The sequence below is a fragment of the Chamaesiphon sp. genome (assembly GCF_041737865.1).
Lineage (GTDB): Bacteria > Cyanobacteriota > Cyanobacteriia > Cyanobacteriales > Chamaesiphonaceae > Chamaesiphon.
This window is the reverse complement of record NZ_JBGSQZ010000094.1, coordinates 1-14,669: the sequence shown is the minus strand read 5'-3', so window position 1 is coordinate 14,669 and position 14,669 is coordinate 1. Positions and strand designations below refer to the sequence as shown.

Sequence of the window (14,669 nt, the reverse complement as noted above, 5' to 3'; positions counted from 1 at the left end):
CATCATCGGACGTTGTTTTCGCTTGGCGTGGTCGCGATTTGTTTTCCGCTTTTTGGGCATTGGTCAAACTCAGTTCTAACTCTGTGCTAGTCTGAGTTTGACATCTTTTCTTTCCCCTCTTGACAAACCTCGACTTTTCTTAACTTGTCACGAATCGGGTCCCCCGCCCAGCAGTGAGTCAAAACAAAACTAATCAAACTAAGTATGAGCCAACGGTAGACCCCTAATAGAGTCTGTTGACCAAAGCTAGCCAAACCAAATTGGTATTTGGCAGTCTTGAAAAAGCCCTTGATGGCCCATCGCCGACGACCCCACCAACTAATCGTACAGCCCTTGAGAGCACGAGTAGAAATGACAAATCGTTTCTCTAACTTGCCATTGCGCTCTAAATAAAACCATGAAGCAGTGACTAGCCGCTCAAATCCAGTTATTTGGACTAATTGTCCTTTCTTGGTAATTGTCCTGATTGCTTTTCCATTAGCCATCAAGCGATTTTTAGGAATACCCACAATCGATTGAAAATCGCGAAGTTTATCAACCCCATTCACAAATTCGACACTACTGAATCCTGTATCTGCTAACACTAATACTCGAAAACGACTAATCAATTTTTTTGGTAAAGTGCGAAGTAATTTTAATCCTAATTGAGAAGGGGTAACGGTATCTTTCCCACGCCACGGGCGGAATGCCCACGGTACTCGCCATCCTCCAACGACTAAATACATTACGACTATATGCAGTCCTCGCTTGCCATTGAGGACATGTATTAATTCGGCAAATGCTTTGAACTTACCTCGTTTCTCTAGCGTCGTTAGATCGATAATTACTTGGAGATGAGGACGTTTTCCTCTGGGGGCATACTTTAGTAGCTCCTTGAGTACCTGTTTTCTGGTCGCACGAATTACTGCTCTAGTTGGCCATCCATATTCGTTGAAAAAGCGGATGCAATCGCGCTGAGGTCTCCTCAGCGTGCGTTGCACCAAGCATCTGCTTAATGCTGCTAGAGATTTGAGAACACATTGTGCTGGTAGTGCTACCCTTTGAGATTCCCAAAACATCCTAAATATCGCTTGTAGACTGAGAATTTGGTAAGGACTAGGCATCAATCCCATCAATGTGTAAAGTAGAGCTTGGGCACACGGGAGAATGGTGTTCACTGTTCTCACAAATATTGTTCTGTGCCCTTTTTCTCACATTTTGGCCACAACTAATACTAGTTCTTGTGTATTGGTGCAAGATGTGAGTAAAACGATATTGTCGGTAGGAGATACCACTTTTCTAGATTATCGCGGGATTAAGGTCAAAAGGGAAGGATATGGCCCAACTGGAAATGGTGGAAATGGTCTAATCCTGCATAGTGCTTTAGCAATTGAACCAGAGCAGGGACAGACAATTGGGCTGCTCTGGCAAAAGTTGTGGAATAGAGAACACAAACCCAAACCCCCTCAATCGGAAACTCCCGAACAGAAAAAACAACGTCAAAAAATTGCCAGAAAAGCGGCACGGCAACAACCATTTGAGGAAAAAGAATCCTATCGATGGGTAGAAGCGATCGAGGAACTAGAACATAAGGTAGAGTCTTCAACCCGCGTCATTCATGTATTCGATCGTGAAGGCGATATCACGGAAGTTTTCGATATAGTTCGTCAACTCAAACATACAGGTGTGCTGGGACGAGCCAGTCATAATCGCAGCTTAGACCAAAACAGCCAGCGACTTTGGGATTTTATGACATCCCAACCGATTAATTTTGAACAAGACATCAATCTCCCCGCAACCGCACACCGTCAAGCTGGCAAGACTAAATTAGCAATTCGATTTGCACCAGTTCCACTAAGAACTCCATATCGTTTTGACAATCGTCACCCCATCAACATCTACGCCGTCTACGCTACCGAAATCGATTGCCCAGAGGGTGAAACTCCGCTCGAATGGATGCTGTTAACAACCGAAGTTGTTGACACACCGGAGATGGCGGCTACGATCTTACGTTGGGATACTTACCGTTGGCGTGTTGAAGAGTATCACAAAATTTTCAAATCTGGCTGTCAGAGCGAACGCTATCGACTGGCTGCTGTCGGAATGAAGACAATGCTGGGCTTTTTAAGTATCATTGCTGTTGAACTGCTATCTGTCACTTATCTTCATCGTACTCAGCGGCGCATCGACTCGGAGGAAACCTCCGAGTTGTGTGCGACAAGACAGCCTGATGCTCCAGCCATAGAAATTCTCAATCCCATTCAGCTCGAAGTTTTAAAAGCGGGGATATTCAAAAAACTTCCATCCATTCTTACGGTTGCTTGGGGGGTAGAATCTATTGCTGCTTTAGGTGGTTATCAAGGGAGATCGGCGTAACACTCCGATTGGGATCCAAGTTCTCTGGCGTGGTTGGTTAAAACTACATGACCTTTGTCAAGGCTGGCAGCTTGCTAGAGCCACTTAACGTGAAAAGTCAGGTTGGTAGTTCTGGCGGCTCAGATGTAGAGCCGTAAATAGCCCGACAAAACCACCTCCTAAGATCAGAGTTGGATTGGATTTCTGGTTCATAATTTGAGCAGAGGTGCAATACCATTTGAATCTGCTGTTAGTATGACTTGAGAATCCAGGCGGTGAATGATTTTGAGCTAAACATTGGCTGAGAAATTTGAGTGATTATACTCATAAAATATTCAGCAATTTCTCATGAAAAACTCAGACTACAAGTTTACAATTAATAACAGTAAAAAATATTTTGATAAGTTAAACAACGCTAGGAATGTGGTGCACAGCTACGTCTCGAACAAAACATCATCCGATCGATAGACTTTTTAGTACTCGATCGATTATTTAATAGCTAAAGTAGATCGTGAGCAAGAATATAATTTTCAATCTATTCCGATGGCTGACGATCGGGATTATCATTATTAATTTAATAGCTTATATGGATCTAGCTGAAAGTAAAAATATCTCGTCGCCACAAGAGATTCGCGCGCTCGTCGAGCTAGCTAAAAATGCCTGGATCGATCGCGATGCTGATGCTCTGGCGCAGTTATTTACACCTGATGCCCAGATTATCGTCCCCGGTCAACGATGGCAGGGACAGGCTAAAATTCGTACAGAAGTTGCTAAATTTGCGCGACTGTATACCGATGTCCAGATTACCATTCACCGCACGATCGTCGATGGCAATCAAGCGGCAGTAGAATGGCATTATGAGGACACTGAGACAGCCACAGGTAAACGCAGCCAAGCCGATGATGCGATCGTCATTGAGGTGAACAACGGTCGGATTAGCTATTGGCGCGAGTATTTCGATACCAGTAGTAAATAATCGATCGCGCTTAGATTGATGCCAGTAGTGTAAGTATTCCTAAGTGCGCGTTTTAGATATTAGGTGGAGATAAATTTCATCGCGACTCCATTCATACAATATCGCAGTCCAGTGGGTTTCGGGCCATCTTGAAATACATGTCCTAAATGCCCACCGCAGCGACGACAATGGACTTCCGTTCGAGTCGCACCAAAGGATGTGTCTACGGAAGTTTTAACTGCATTAGCGATCGGTGCATAGAAACTCGGCCAGCCAGTCCCACTCTCAAACTTGGTTTCGGAAACAAACAGCGGCAAATTACAGCCCGCACAGGCAAATTTACCCTTGCGATGTTCTGCCGTTAGCGGGCTAGTCCCAGCACGTTCTGTACCCTCTTTTCGGAGTATCTCGAATTGTTCTGGAGTCAAGATCTTCCGCCACTGAGCTTCAGTTTTAGTAACTTCAAATTTACTTGAAGTTTTGGCTATCGATTCAGATTTCCTGGATGAGAAAAATAGTGCGCTAGCGGTACCAATCGGTATGAGGGAAGCAAATAATAAAGTTCGTCTGTTCATTTTTTGGTGATGAATTTAGAAAGTGACAAAGCAATAGAGAGTGTTTGAAAAATTCGATCGTTGGTACAATATTCAGTCCGCATAGGCGGACTTCGCAGCACCAGCAGCGGTTTCAACCGCTGTTCTCTGTTCTGTTCGGGCATACTCTGAAATTAAAACTCTAACCTTTTTTAATCAGGCTGGGAAATTGCTGGCGGAGTTGGGCGAGTTTTGGTAAATCGAATCTAACGATATAGGCTTGAGTAGGATTGCGGTCGATAAAATTCTGATGATAATCTTCAGCCGCATAAAACTTAGTTAAAGGAACTAATTGAGTGGCGATTGGTTCTCTGAAAATGAGAGCTTTATTCAGCTTGTCGATATAAGCTTTTGCTACCTTCTGCTGTTCGGGATTAGTGAAAAATATTGCCGATCGATATTGAGTACCACTATCGGGTTCTTGACGATCGACTTGGGTGGGATCGTGAGCGATTAGAAAGTAAATCTTCAATAACTGTCCGTAAGAAATTTGCTGCGGATCGTAAGTAATTTTAACTGCTTCTGCATGACCTGTCGTGCCATGACTAACAGTTTCATAGTTCGCTGTTGCCGCAGTGCCACCAGAGTAACCAGAGACAACATTAGAAACACCGTTAAGGTGTTCAAATACTGCTTCTATGCCCCAAAAACAGCCGCCAGCGAGGACGATCGTTTGTTCGCCTTTGACATTAGGAGTGGGAAGATCGGCAGGTGGATCGATGTTCATACCTGCCAACACTACAGGAGCCGAATCAACAAGAGGATTAGATAAAATCATGTGCGGCATAACACCAAAGGCAGCTACAATTAGGGACACGATCGATAGGCTGAATAAGAAGCGATAGTTGTTTGACATAGTGGTGGGATTGATGAGTTTAGAAAGGTTAAATTTAGTTTTCATTTGTGAGTTTTCCTGCTGCTGAGATGGCTTTAGAAGATTTAGAGGATAATCTAGAAAGTATTTTTAAAAACATCGCGATCGATTTACCAACGAGCGATTGTAATCGCCGATCGCTAAATCCCTGCAAACCATTCATAACCTTGTTCTTCCCAGTAACCTTTCCCACCTTTAGGAATTTGACTAGTGAAAGTAACTTTCGTCACCCATTTTGATAGTTTGTAGCCCAATTTAATTGGTGAAGCGAGGCGAAGTGGCGCACCATTATCAGCAGGAAGTGGTTGTCCATTCATTTGATAAGCAAGTAAGGTTTGTGGGTGAATAGCAGAAGCTAGATCCCAACTTTCGGTATATTTATCTGCCGATTGAAACAAGACATATCTAGCACCATCTTGCGGCTGTACCATTTTGGCTAGATCTCGCAATCGAACTCCACCCCATTGAACAATTGCCGCCCAGCCTTCGACACAAACGTGTTGCATAATTATTGAAGTTGGCGGAATTTGTTTTAAGGCTGTTAAGTTCAGTTCCATCGGAAATTTTACTTCGCCATCCACAGTCAATCGATACTGATCGAGATCGATTTCAGGAGTACCCTCGTAACTATTAAGTAGTAGAGCTTTGGGATCGATTGCACTTTTAGAAAATTCAGGGATGAGCAGTTGCGGTTTGACGAGCAATTCGCCAAATGATTGATTTAATGGTTCTGACAGCTCGCCTACTTTGGCTGTAAGTTCGCTGTTACAACTACCGAGCAGATAACCGATACCTGATATTCCTAGTAGTTGAATAGCTTGGCGACGAGTCAGATGATTAGGAATTTTGAGATGATTCATGGGGAGTGAATAGTGAATAGTGAATAGTTAAATAGGTATTTTTCAGGGTTGAAACATCGATCGAGTCAACCGCAATCCACCAGCTCTAATTCCCATAATGATATGCACTAAGACAAACAATAAGGAAATTGGTACTGTTAAAAAATGGATTATGCGTAAAGTCTGCCAATTAATAAATAAGCCAGACAACCAATGGAATTGAGCGGGCTTGTACATTGCCAATCCTGAGAAGATTGCCAGTATCAGCACAGGGATAATTCCGGTATAAATCAAACGGTGCCAAGCATATGTACGTCGCTTGGGATTTTGGGCGACTTTCAATGCTTTGAGATCTTGTTCGGAAACGAATTTTCTCTTCCAGCGTTGGGTGAGAAAGATATAAATGCCATAAATTAGTAAGGTAAAGGCAAATACCCACATTGTTGTAAAGTGCCAATTTCTACCGCCAGCTAACCAACCGCCTAAAGTTGCCCACTTCGGAAATGGCCAACCATTTTTACCACCAAATACTGGGGTAGCATTGTAGATCTGTAACCCACTACCAATCATGATAAATAGACTGATAATAATTAAACCGTGGAGGATTTTAACGAACTGCGTTTGTGGTGGAACGGGTGGAGTTTTTTTAGTTTGTTTAGTCATAGTAAATATCGATAATTAATGTTGCTCTAATTTACAAGGGAAGCTTAGGAAATAGAGGAGCTAACCAAAGTTGGAGTTCGACATCCCAACCGAGTAAAATTGCGATCGCGGTTCCTGCCATGAGTATTCCCCCGATGCGTTGAAATGTCCCCGCATAGGGCAATAATCGCCGTGAAGAATTACTCACATAACGACTACTGTAAGCGATCGCCAGCAGCGGAATTCCGGCTCCTAAGCCGTAGACAGTTAATAATGCCAGCGCACCCAAAACCTCATGTTTGACGGCTGCTAGGACTAAAATACTGCCCAATGCTGGCCCCGCACAGGGTGTCCACAATAATCCCAATTGAGTACCGATCCAGAATTCGCTCCACAAGCTGGGTGTCTTGGGTTCCCATGATTTACCGAATTGCCAATAACTCATCAAGCGGTAGCTTAACTCTGGAAAGATTGACAGTAAGCCCAAGCCAAATAGTAAGCCCACAGCCACATTCCGCAACAGATTGGTAAACCCGACAAACCAAGAACTCGCGACACCGAGCAAGCTACCAACTAGGGCAAAACCACTAACTAATCCCAATACCAACATCACTGGGCCAAGTCGATGAGATTTGAACGATCGACCCAATACTAATGGTATAACTGGCAAGACGCAGGGTGAGAGAATCGTTAACAATCCGCCACCGAGGGCGAAACCAAAGGTGACGGGTGAGATGTCATTCATGCTGCTTGCCCCAATAATTGCCGAATTTTCGCTTCAGTTTCGGCGTAGGCACCTTCGCCGATATGGTCGTAGCGAATAATCCCCTGACGATCTGCTAAAAATAAATGCGGCCAGTATTCATTTTTATATGCTTTCCAAGTTTGAAAGTTATTATCCACGCCTACGGGGTAAGTAATCCCATATTTAGTCATAGCCCGACGAATATTTTTACTATCCCGCTCGAATGCAAACTCTGGCGTGTGAATACCGATCGTTTGTAAGCCTTGAGCAGCATACTTTTTATGCCAACTGGTAACGTAAGGTAATGTCCGTTGACAATTGATACAACCTAGCGTCCAGATTTGGACTAAGACAACTTTGCCGAGTAAATCTTTGGTCATTAGTGGTGCTGAATTTATCCACTCGCTGATTCCTTGAAATTCTGGTAATCGATTTGCGGATGTGGCGATAGTTTCAGGAGTAATAATTTTGGATTCAGGAGCAATAATGGGGGATGCAGATGGACGACTAGCGAAGCTAGCTGTTTGCCAGCCGAGTGTGCCTAGTCCCAGATAAGTCAAAAATTTCCGTCGTGGTAATGATAAAGGCATAATCTTGTTAATTCGGTTTACAATTTAAGTACAAATTAGATTAAAAATTGGATTTAAGACATTAATCTTACTTCATCAGAAGATCTGATTATTAACTAGATTCTTTCTTGCGAAAGAGCAGTTAGTGAGGACTATTACTACGACTTAATTAATATTTAGTAAATAGTGATTTCGATCGGATTTCTTAAAACCAAGACTTTCATACAGCTTTGATGCTCTGGAATTATCTGGTAAAACTTGTAACTCTAAAGCCACTAGATTGTTCGGTCGAGATTCTCTTAGATAATTAATGAATCTAGTTCCAATTCCCTGGTTTCGATATGCTGGGACAAGATACAACTCGTCAATATCAGCAATAAGTCCACCATATTCATTACTCCAAAAATTAATTACTAACGAATAGCTGATCGGGACTCGATCGCATTCGACAATATAGATCGTTCCATAATCTGGATGCTCGGATAACATTTGAAAAGTGACTGCGATCTTGTCATCCGAGATATTCATACTGCCACTTGCATCTTCTCTATACAGAAATTTGATGAATTCAGAAACAATATTTTCATCGCCTAATTGCATTTTTTTAAAGGTTATATCCGTCATAATTCGACTTTCCTCTATTAAATCCCTCGAAACCCCATTTTTGCTTCAATTTCCTGCTCGGTTTCCATCGCGCTAACTCCCATCCTGTTGAGCCGTTCGGTTCTGGCTTTAATCCCCACTTGACCTAAAAATAGACCCAGTAAAATAACTATTCCCCCGATATATTGAGCGCGGGTTGGCACTTCACCCAAGATTAAATAAGCAGCTAAAATCCCCACGATCGGCGCAAAAGAACCGACGATCGAGGCAGAAGCGATCGATGAAGTCCGCAAACCAGCAGTCCATAAAGATTGCCCGATGACGACGATAACCGTGCCGTAGAGGAGCATCCACTGCCAGAGAAATGGCGATAATACACCCATAAAATGTTCGGCACCATACATCCACAATGCCAACCAGAAATAAACGATCGTCCCCAATCCGGTGCGTATGGTGTTATGAATGCCCAATGGCACATGAGTGAGGTACTTTTTGGTAACGATCGTGGCAATAGATAAACAGATTGCCCCCGATACCGCCATCAGTTCGCCCATCCCCACTTGCAATCCAGCTACTGGAGCCATTTGAGATCGATCGGTTTGCAGAACTATCGTCAGTACCACGCCAGTAAAAGCGACAATCGATCCCAGTACTTCCCACCGATTGAGTCGTTCCCGCAACAGCCAGATCGATAATGCCAGTGTCAATGGCGGTTCGATTCGACCGAGTAGCAAAACATTCGTGACTGGAGTCAACGACAATGCTTGAAAAATCAAGCCTGGAGCCAGTGCGCCAGCTAAGATCGCCACCATGACTAAACCGATCCATTCCCGTCCCGATATTTGCCGCCAAGTATTGCGGCTCCACTGGTGGCGGTGGATCGCAATTAGCACCAACAGCGCACAGAGATTTCCCGTAAATAGGACATTACAGTAAGAAATTGGATTGTGCCCGCTGACGAAATGCTCGGCACCGATTTCGGTAATCTTTCGCGTAACGGCACTAGCAGAGCCGAAGATCGGGATCGCCAACCACAGATAGACGTGTCCGGGGATACGCGAGGTTAAGTTCGTCAGTTGTTGGGGGAATGAGGGCATCATGAATATGAGGGATAACGGCATCGACTATCTGGGATGCAGGTATAGACCGATTCTAAACTCACAATCTGAGTTTTCCCTGAGAAAACGATTAATAATTTGCGAGTAAAATCGAGCCTTTTTAATGCCACATCCTGCAATCGATAATATATTTGATACGATGGAAACCATACAGGGAAATCTAAGGAGCTATAATGATGGTTTTTCAAGAAATCGTTGATTCTGTCCGAGCCTTATCTGTAGAGGAGCAAGACAACCTCATTGAGTTAATTCGTCAACAGCGAGAACGACAGAATGGTGGCAAGTTCTGGGAAGGCTTCCAGAAAATGAGAGCAACGCTGGAACGAGAGGAAATCTCTTTTGATGACAATGACTTTGCTGACTTGAGAGATCGATCTCCAGGGCGTGAAGTAAATCTATGAGCGTAAAATATTTGCTCGATACCAATATTTTTTCAGAGCTGATGCGTCCGGCTCCAAACCTAAAAATCGTCAAGATAGTCGATCTATATAAAGAAGAAATAGCAACAGCTAGTACCGTAGTCCACGAACTTCTTTACGGCTGTCTCCGACTCCCCGAATCTAAGAAGCGTCAAGCTTTTATGGATTATATCAATGATTCAGTTCTGAGCTTACCAATCTTTGATTACGATTTTAGTGCTGCCCAATGTCATGCCAGAGAAAGAGCGCGGTTATCTAAGATTGGTAAAACTCTAGCCTTCGCAGATGGGCAAATAGCTGGTATTACATCTTCCAATAATTTGATTTTAGTGACTAATAACGTTGCTGATTTCCAATATTTCGAGGACTTAAAAATCGAGAACTGGTTTGAGAGTTGAGACAACCCATGAAAGGTCGCAACTACCATAGTTCTTCACTATTAGAGCTGTGAAACAGATTTAGTATTTCTCAGCAAAGATTAATCTTGCTATTAGGGTCGTCTCATGAAGCGATCGAATCTTTCGATTACAGTGGAAGAATAACTATAAAACTGCTTGAAGTAACGGTTCCCCCACATTCTCCAATGACACCCTTCACTAAACTCCAGGAGAGATTCCATCAAGTCAAGCAGCGGCATCTCGACCCAGCTTCGCTCCAGTTTCGACTCACTCTCGAAGTATCGCTGTTGTCAATCCTGGGTTTGAGTAGCGTTGCCGTCTGGACGAGTTGGAAAATGCAACAACTGTTAATTACCACGCATACTCAGCAAGTCGAGTACATTGCGAACCGATTTCCGCGCGATGTCGAACTTTATAGCGGTATGCTGCCAGTTAACGCAGGGCTACAAAAAACGATCGATAATGTCTCGGTACCAGGATTGGCAATCTGGGTCAAAAATCCCGATGGCAAACAGCTTCTGGCGCAGTCGAGTAAAGTGAGTGGCGAATTGATGTCGATCGCCCAGATGCCGCTCCAGCCGCAAGTTTATCGAGTTGGCGATCGCTATCTGATTTTGTATCGAGGGGATATAACGGCCAAAAATCAGCCGCTGGGTAAGGTGTACATGGCGCAGGATGTCACTACCGAGCAATATCAACTAATTACTGCCATTCAAGGTCTCACTGCCATTTGTATTTTAGCAACCCTCTTTACTATTCTGGCGATCGCGATTCGGATTCGGCGATCGCTCCAACCATTGCAGGATATGAGTCAGATGGCGGGGGCGATTTCCGCAGCAGATTTGAGTAACGCGCAATTGCAACTGAATAATGCTCCAACCGAAGTCAAGGAATTAGCCCAAGCTTTTAATCTGATGCTGTCGCGGTTGGGGGATACTTGGGAGCAACAGCGGCAGTTTATCGGCAATATTTCCCATGAGTTACGCACGCCATTAACGGTGGTATCGGGCTATCTTCAGAGCTTATTGCGTCGGGGTAATAACCTTAATGATTACCAACGTGAAGCTCTTGAAACAGCCGGAGCCGAAGCAGATCGCACCATCAATCTACTTCAAGATTTACTAGATTTGGCACGAGCGGATAGTGGTTATACTCGCTATCATTTAGAACCGTTATTGTTAAATGAATTGGTAACAGAAGTAGTCGATATGACCGCCAGATTCGGCGAACGATCGATTCGAGTTGAAGTAACAGAAAATGTTGAAGCGATCGTCGATCGCGAGCGATTGAAACAGGTATTAATCAATCTCTTAGATAATGCGATTAAATATTCAACAGCAACACAACCGATCGATTTGATTATCGAACGCATCGATAAACAGGCAATTATTCGCATTCGCGATCGGGGAATTGGTATTCCGCTGCAAGATCGGGGGCGGATTTTTGAACGCTTTTATCGAGTCGATCGAGATCGCGCCCGCACGACTGGCGGCTATGGATTGGGACTGGCGATCGTCAAAACACTCGTAGAAGGGATGGGTGGTAAAATTATGGTGCGTTCGACAGTAGGTGAAGGGAGCGAGTTTACGATCGCCTTCCCTAAATGAAACCCCAATGGTGGGAAAATACTAATTCTTTATAATCGATCGTTTTGGAGAGTGGAAATTGTGCTAGATCGATTGTTAGTAAAATTGATGACGAGCGCGATTGCCGATGCTGGCGCACAACGAGGTTGTCTGATATTAGATAACGATCGTCACTTAGAAATAGTCGCCAGGATCGAGTCCCAGACTATCTCAATTTTGCCCGCGATCGCCCTCGAAAGTGAAGTTGGTCGAGGTTTAGTTTCATTAGCAGTCGTCAATTATGTAGCGGATACTCAGGAAAAAATTATTATCGAGCGCACGCACCAAGCAGGTTTATTTAACCAAGATACTTATATTCTCGATCGGCAACCGCAGTCAATTCTATGTGTACCATTAGTTACTAAAGGTCAATGCGTTGGCATTCTCTATTTAGAAAACTTTTCGACTGCTACCTTTACGACCCAACGGTTAGAAATTCTCCAATTTCTTTTCACCCAAGCAGCGATTTCCCTCGACGGTACTCAAATCCACCACCAACTAGAGTTGGATGCGGGCGAAATCAACAGCCAACTGACACAGGCAAACGACAGGCTTCAGGCAGAAATCTTAGAACGCCAAAAATCCGAGCAAATCCTCAGAGCGATCGTTGCAGGAACAGTCTCAGTGACAGGTGTGGACTTCTTTCGATCGCTCGTGCGTTCGCTAGCACAAGCTTTAGGCGTTCGCTAGCACAAGCTTTAGGCGTTCGCTACGCCTTCATCAGCGAATGTATGGATGCTCCACCTACCCGTGGTCGTAGCTTTGCCTTTTGGCAGGGCAATGAATTTGGGGAAGAGTTTGAATATACTTTCCACGGTACGCCCTGCGAGCGCATTCTCGGTAGTAAAAGCTATCAATGTTTTCCCGCCCAGATCCAAGCCCTATTTCCTGAAGAAAAATATGAACTTGAGGCGATGGCAGCCCAAAGTTATGCCGGAATCCCGTTGCTAACTTCGACGGGTGAGCTGTTGGGACACTTAGCAGTACTCGATGATAAGCCGATGGCATCTGACGATGCACCGCACCAGACGCTCCGCGAACGCGATCGGGCGATTCTGGAAATCTTCGCGGCGCGGGCGGCGGCGGAGATGGAACGCTTGCAGGTAGAAGACGAGCTGCGAGTTTCAGAAACCAAGTTTGCGACTGCTTTTCGCGCTTCACCAGATGCGATCGCCATTAGCAATCTCGACGATGGTACCTACATTGAAATCAACGATCGCTGCTTGCAGATGTTGGGCTATTCTCGTGCTGAAACGATCGGGCATAGCGATCTGGATTTGGCGATTTGGGCAAATCCAGCCGAGCGGATGGCGATCGTCAAACAGTTGCAAGAGCTGGGCACAGTCAGCAATTTAGAGGTATGGTTGCGCCGCAAGTCGGGTGAAATTTTCCCCGCACTGTTGTCGGCTGAAGCCATCGACTTAGAGGGTGAGTCATGCTTGTTGGCAGTGGCTTCGGACATTACCCTGCTCAAGCAAGCCGAACAAGCAGTGCTCAGACTGGCTGAAATTGGCGAACTAGCAGCCACAATCGTCCATGAGGTACGAAATCCCTTAACTACAATTTTGATGGGCTTAAATGCCTTTAAAAAGCTGGAACTTTCCGAACGGTTTCAAGAATATCTCACCTTGTCTCTAGACGAAGCCGATCGATTACAACGGCTGCTGAATCAAATTTTGCTTTATGCCAAACCCCAGACACTCGATCGATCTGAGCTAGAACTAAATAGCTTCATTACCGAGATGATAAATATCTTGCAAACTGCCCCTGTTGCGATTGGCAAACCACTCAATCTTGTCGCGATGCGATCGCCTGTAACTGTATCAGTCGATCGGGATAAATTGAAGCAGGTTTTAATCAATTTAGTCACCAATGCTTGCGAAGCAGTCGGTGTCGGCGAACCGATTACCATTCATATTAGAGAAAGCGGAGCTAGTCGAATTTGCATTCAAATTCATAATGGTGGTATACCGATTCCTAACGATCTTTTGCCACACCTAATGAAGCCTTTTTTTACTACTAAAGCCAGTGGCACGGGATTGGGTTTAGCGATCGTCAAACGGATAGTGGAAGCTCACAATGGCGAGTTTGGGATAGAATCGAGAGAGGGTGTGGGATCGATCGTCACAGTCCAATTGCCACTGGTATTATGCTAGATTCGATCGATCGTAGCTGGGTATGATGCGAAGCGACTTGACAAAATTGATGACTATATGTATCATTGCTATATTGTTTGAGTATATACGTTCTATCTGAGTTAACATGGCATTAGATATACGATCGGCGAGACAGGTCTCCAGAATGCGGCAATGTGATTTAGCTGCTGCTGCTGGGATTTCTGTAAGTGAACTTATGAGACTTGAACGAGGGCTTATAAGCCCTTCAGAGGGGTTGCTTGACCAAATATCTAATTGTCTAGGTATTGACGTGGATCAAATTGCAGTTGGTCAGAATAAACTCTTTGAAAATCCTCTGACAGGTGAAGGGTATATTACCGCTCGTCCCGAAAATACCCAAGTAATTCAACGGAGGAATCCTCTCGACTCTACAAAAAGACCTGTCATTGATTTATTTTGCGGAGTTGGTGGATTATCGTATGGATTTGAGATGCATGAAGAATTTCAGGTTGTTGCTGGAGTCGATCTTTTAAGCGATCGCTTACAAACATTTTCGTGCAATCATGGCACTGCTAATGCCTATGGGCAAGATATTAACACCCTTTCTACTGATGTTTTAGATAATGAAAATCCTCGTCCATTTGTCATTGTAGGTGGCCCTCCATGCCAAGGTTTCTCATCGATTCGTCCATTCCGATCTATTGTTCTAGCTGTAAAATATCGCCAACTGAACCTTTGCTTTGGTTAAACAAGAAGCAAAGACAAACAAATAGATATCAAGAGTACATATATGAAAAAGTTAAAGAACTGACGGTTAAGCAAGTCAGTGAGAATGAAA

Annotated in this window: 18 protein-coding genes and 2 pseudogenes; 9 read left to right on the top strand and 11 right to left on the bottom strand. The window is 44.2% G+C overall.

Annotated features, from left to right (window positions below):
* Positions 1–86: 86 nt before the first annotated feature.
* Positions 87–1,166 carry a transposase gene (locus tag ACEW9J_RS06755; RefSeq protein ID WP_373544366.1) on the bottom strand — a complete coding sequence of 360 codons (1,080 nt, stop codon included), beginning with the start codon at positions 1,164–1,166 and terminating at the stop codon, positions 87–89.
* A gap of 28 nt (positions 1,167–1,194) precedes the next feature.
* On the opposite strand from ACEW9J_RS06755, the pseudogene ACEW9J_RS06750 reads away from it, so the two are divergent.
* Positions 1,195–2,443: pseudogene (locus ACEW9J_RS06750) on the top strand (IS4 family transposase).
* Between the two features lie 17 nt (positions 2,444–2,460).
* On the opposite strand, the pseudogene ACEW9J_RS06745 reads toward ACEW9J_RS06750, so the two are convergent.
* A pseudogene (locus ACEW9J_RS06745) lies at positions 2,461–2,547 on the bottom strand (FAD-dependent oxidoreductase); the annotation flags it as partial.
* Between the two features lie 298 nt (positions 2,548–2,845).
* Between ACEW9J_RS06745 and ACEW9J_RS06740 the strand changes: the two are divergent.
* Positions 2,846–3,310, top strand: coding sequence for a nuclear transport factor 2 family protein (locus ACEW9J_RS06740; RefSeq protein ID WP_373544365.1), 465 nt, complete (start codon positions 2,846–2,848; stop codon positions 3,308–3,310).
* A gap of 59 nt (positions 3,311–3,369) precedes the next feature.
* Here ACEW9J_RS06740 and msrB read toward each other — a convergent pair whose 3' ends face one another.
* The 9 genes from msrB to ACEW9J_RS06695 form a co-directional block, all read right to left on the bottom strand.
* On the bottom strand, positions 3,370–3,864 hold the full coding sequence (gene msrB / locus ACEW9J_RS06735; protein WP_373544364.1) for a peptide-methionine (R)-S-oxide reductase MsrB: 495 nt from the start codon (positions 3,862–3,864) through the stop codon (positions 3,370–3,372).
* A complete protein-coding gene (locus tag ACEW9J_RS06730; RefSeq protein WP_373544363.1) occupies positions 3,861–4,007 on the bottom strand; it encodes a hypothetical protein in 147 nt (48 codons plus the stop codon). Before ACEW9J_RS06730 ends, msrB begins: the two co-directional genes overlap by 4 nt.
* Before the next feature lie 17 nt (positions 4,008–4,024).
* Entirely contained in the window at positions 4,025–4,660 is a 636-nt protein-coding gene (msrA, locus tag ACEW9J_RS06725; RefSeq protein ID WP_373544368.1) for a peptide-methionine (S)-S-oxide reductase MsrA, read from the bottom strand.
* 236 nt (positions 4,661–4,896) lie between these two features.
* On the bottom strand, positions 4,897–5,616 hold the full coding sequence (locus tag ACEW9J_RS06720) for a molybdopterin-dependent oxidoreductase (protein WP_373544362.1): 720 nt from the start codon (positions 5,614–5,616) through the stop codon (positions 4,897–4,899).
* Between the two features lie 42 nt (positions 5,617–5,658).
* Positions 5,659–6,258 (bottom strand): cytochrome b/b6 domain-containing protein, encoded by a 600-nt coding sequence (locus ACEW9J_RS06715; RefSeq protein WP_373544361.1) that lies wholly within the window; start codon positions 6,256–6,258, stop codon positions 5,659–5,661.
* A 31-nt stretch (positions 6,259–6,289) separates the two neighbouring features.
* A complete protein-coding gene (locus ACEW9J_RS06710) occupies positions 6,290–6,982 on the bottom strand; it encodes a cytochrome c biogenesis CcdA family protein (protein ID WP_373544360.1) in 693 nt (230 codons plus the stop codon).
* On the bottom strand, positions 6,979–7,572 hold the full coding sequence (locus ACEW9J_RS06705) for a redoxin domain-containing protein (RefSeq protein ID WP_373544359.1): 594 nt from the start codon (positions 7,570–7,572) through the stop codon (positions 6,979–6,981). Before ACEW9J_RS06705 ends, ACEW9J_RS06710 begins: the two co-directional genes overlap by 4 nt.
* A 144-nt stretch (positions 7,573–7,716) precedes the next feature.
* The gene (locus ACEW9J_RS06700; RefSeq protein ID WP_373544358.1) at positions 7,717–8,175 is read right to left on the bottom strand and encodes a GNAT family N-acetyltransferase; all 459 of its coding nucleotides are present in this window, start codon (positions 8,173–8,175) and stop codon (positions 7,717–7,719) included.
* Between the two features lie 17 nt (positions 8,176–8,192).
* Complete coding sequence (locus ACEW9J_RS06695; RefSeq protein WP_373544357.1) at positions 8,193–9,275, bottom strand: DMT family transporter; 1,083 nt, start codon at positions 9,273–9,275, stop codon at positions 8,193–8,195.
* A 170-nt stretch (positions 9,276–9,445) separates the two neighbouring features.
* Here ACEW9J_RS06695 and ACEW9J_RS06690 point away from each other — a divergent pair, with 170 nt between their 5' ends.
* From ACEW9J_RS06690 to ACEW9J_RS06660, 7 genes are all read left to right on the top strand, one after another.
* Positions 9,446–9,673, top strand: coding sequence for a hypothetical protein (locus tag ACEW9J_RS06690; protein WP_373544356.1), 228 nt, complete (start codon positions 9,446–9,448; stop codon positions 9,671–9,673).
* On the top strand, positions 9,670–10,089 hold the full coding sequence (locus ACEW9J_RS06685) for a type II toxin-antitoxin system VapC family toxin (RefSeq protein ID WP_373544355.1): 420 nt from the start codon (positions 9,670–9,672) through the stop codon (positions 10,087–10,089). Before ACEW9J_RS06690 ends, ACEW9J_RS06685 begins: the two co-directional genes overlap by 4 nt.
* Before the next feature lie 185 nt (positions 10,090–10,274).
* A complete protein-coding gene (locus ACEW9J_RS06680) occupies positions 10,275–11,696 on the top strand; it encodes a sensor histidine kinase (protein WP_373544354.1) in 1,422 nt (473 codons plus the stop codon).
* Between the two features lie 51 nt (positions 11,697–11,747).
* Positions 11,748–12,404, top strand: a complete 657-nt coding sequence (locus tag ACEW9J_RS06675; RefSeq protein WP_373544353.1) for a GAF domain-containing protein — start codon at positions 11,748–11,750, stop codon at positions 12,402–12,404.
* 41 nt (positions 12,405–12,445) lie between these two features.
* A complete protein-coding gene (locus tag ACEW9J_RS06670) occupies positions 12,446–13,870 on the top strand; it encodes a nitrogen regulation protein NR(II) (protein WP_373544352.1) in 1,425 nt (474 codons plus the stop codon).
* A 106-nt stretch (positions 13,871–13,976) separates the two neighbouring features.
* On the top strand, positions 13,977–14,579 hold the full coding sequence (locus ACEW9J_RS06665; protein WP_373544351.1) for a DNA cytosine methyltransferase: 603 nt from the start codon (positions 13,977–13,979) through the stop codon (positions 14,577–14,579).
* Positions 14,495–14,669 (top strand): transposase family protein (locus ACEW9J_RS06660; RefSeq protein ID WP_373544367.1); only part of this gene is annotated, 175 nt, incomplete at its 3' end. The genes ACEW9J_RS06665 and ACEW9J_RS06660, both read left to right, overlap by 85 nt.

What these genes read in the sequence shown, in the direction of transcription:
- msrB (WP_373544364.1), bottom strand. Translation starts at nt 3,864, where the DNA reads ATGAACAGACGAACTTTATTATTTGCTTCCCTCATACCGATTGGTACC.
- ACEW9J_RS06730 (WP_373544363.1), bottom strand. Translation starts at nt 4,007, where the DNA reads ATGCCCGAACAGAACAGAGAACAGCGGTTGAAACCGCTGCTGGTGCTG.
- msrA (WP_373544368.1), bottom strand. Translation starts at nt 4,660, where the DNA reads ATGATTTTATCTAATCCTCTTGTTGATTCGGCTCCTGTAGTGTTGGCA.
- ACEW9J_RS06720 (WP_373544362.1), bottom strand. Translation starts at nt 5,616, where the DNA reads ATGAATCATCTCAAAATTCCTAATCATCTGACTCGTCGCCAAGCTATT.
- ACEW9J_RS06715 (WP_373544361.1), bottom strand. Translation starts at nt 6,258, where the DNA reads ATGACTAAACAAACTAAAAAAACTCCACCCGTTCCACCACAAACGCAG.
- ACEW9J_RS06710 (WP_373544360.1), bottom strand. Translation starts at nt 6,982, where the DNA reads ATGAATGACATCTCACCCGTCACCTTTGGTTTCGCCCTCGGTGGCGGA.
- ACEW9J_RS06705 (WP_373544359.1), bottom strand. Translation starts at nt 7,572, where the DNA reads ATGCCTTTATCATTACCACGACGGAAATTTTTGACTTATCTGGGACTA.
- ACEW9J_RS06700 (WP_373544358.1), bottom strand. Translation starts at nt 8,175, where the DNA reads ATGACGGATATAACCTTTAAAAAAATGCAATTAGGCGATGAAAATATT.
- ACEW9J_RS06695 (WP_373544357.1), bottom strand. Translation starts at nt 9,275, where the DNA reads ATGCCGTTATCCCTCATATTCATGATGCCCTCATTCCCCCAACAACTG.
- ACEW9J_RS06690 (WP_373544356.1), top strand. Translation starts at nt 9,446, where the DNA reads ATGATGGTTTTTCAAGAAATCGTTGATTCTGTCCGAGCCTTATCTGTA.
- ACEW9J_RS06685 (WP_373544355.1), top strand. Translation starts at nt 9,670, where the DNA reads ATGAGCGTAAAATATTTGCTCGATACCAATATTTTTTCAGAGCTGATG.
- ACEW9J_RS06680 (WP_373544354.1), top strand. Translation starts at nt 10,275, where the DNA reads ATGACACCCTTCACTAAACTCCAGGAGAGATTCCATCAAGTCAAGCAG.
- ACEW9J_RS06670 (WP_373544352.1), top strand. Translation starts at nt 12,446, where the DNA reads ATGGATGCTCCACCTACCCGTGGTCGTAGCTTTGCCTTTTGGCAGGGC.
- ACEW9J_RS06665 (WP_373544351.1), top strand. Translation starts at nt 13,977, where the DNA reads ATGGCATTAGATATACGATCGGCGAGACAGGTCTCCAGAATGCGGCAA.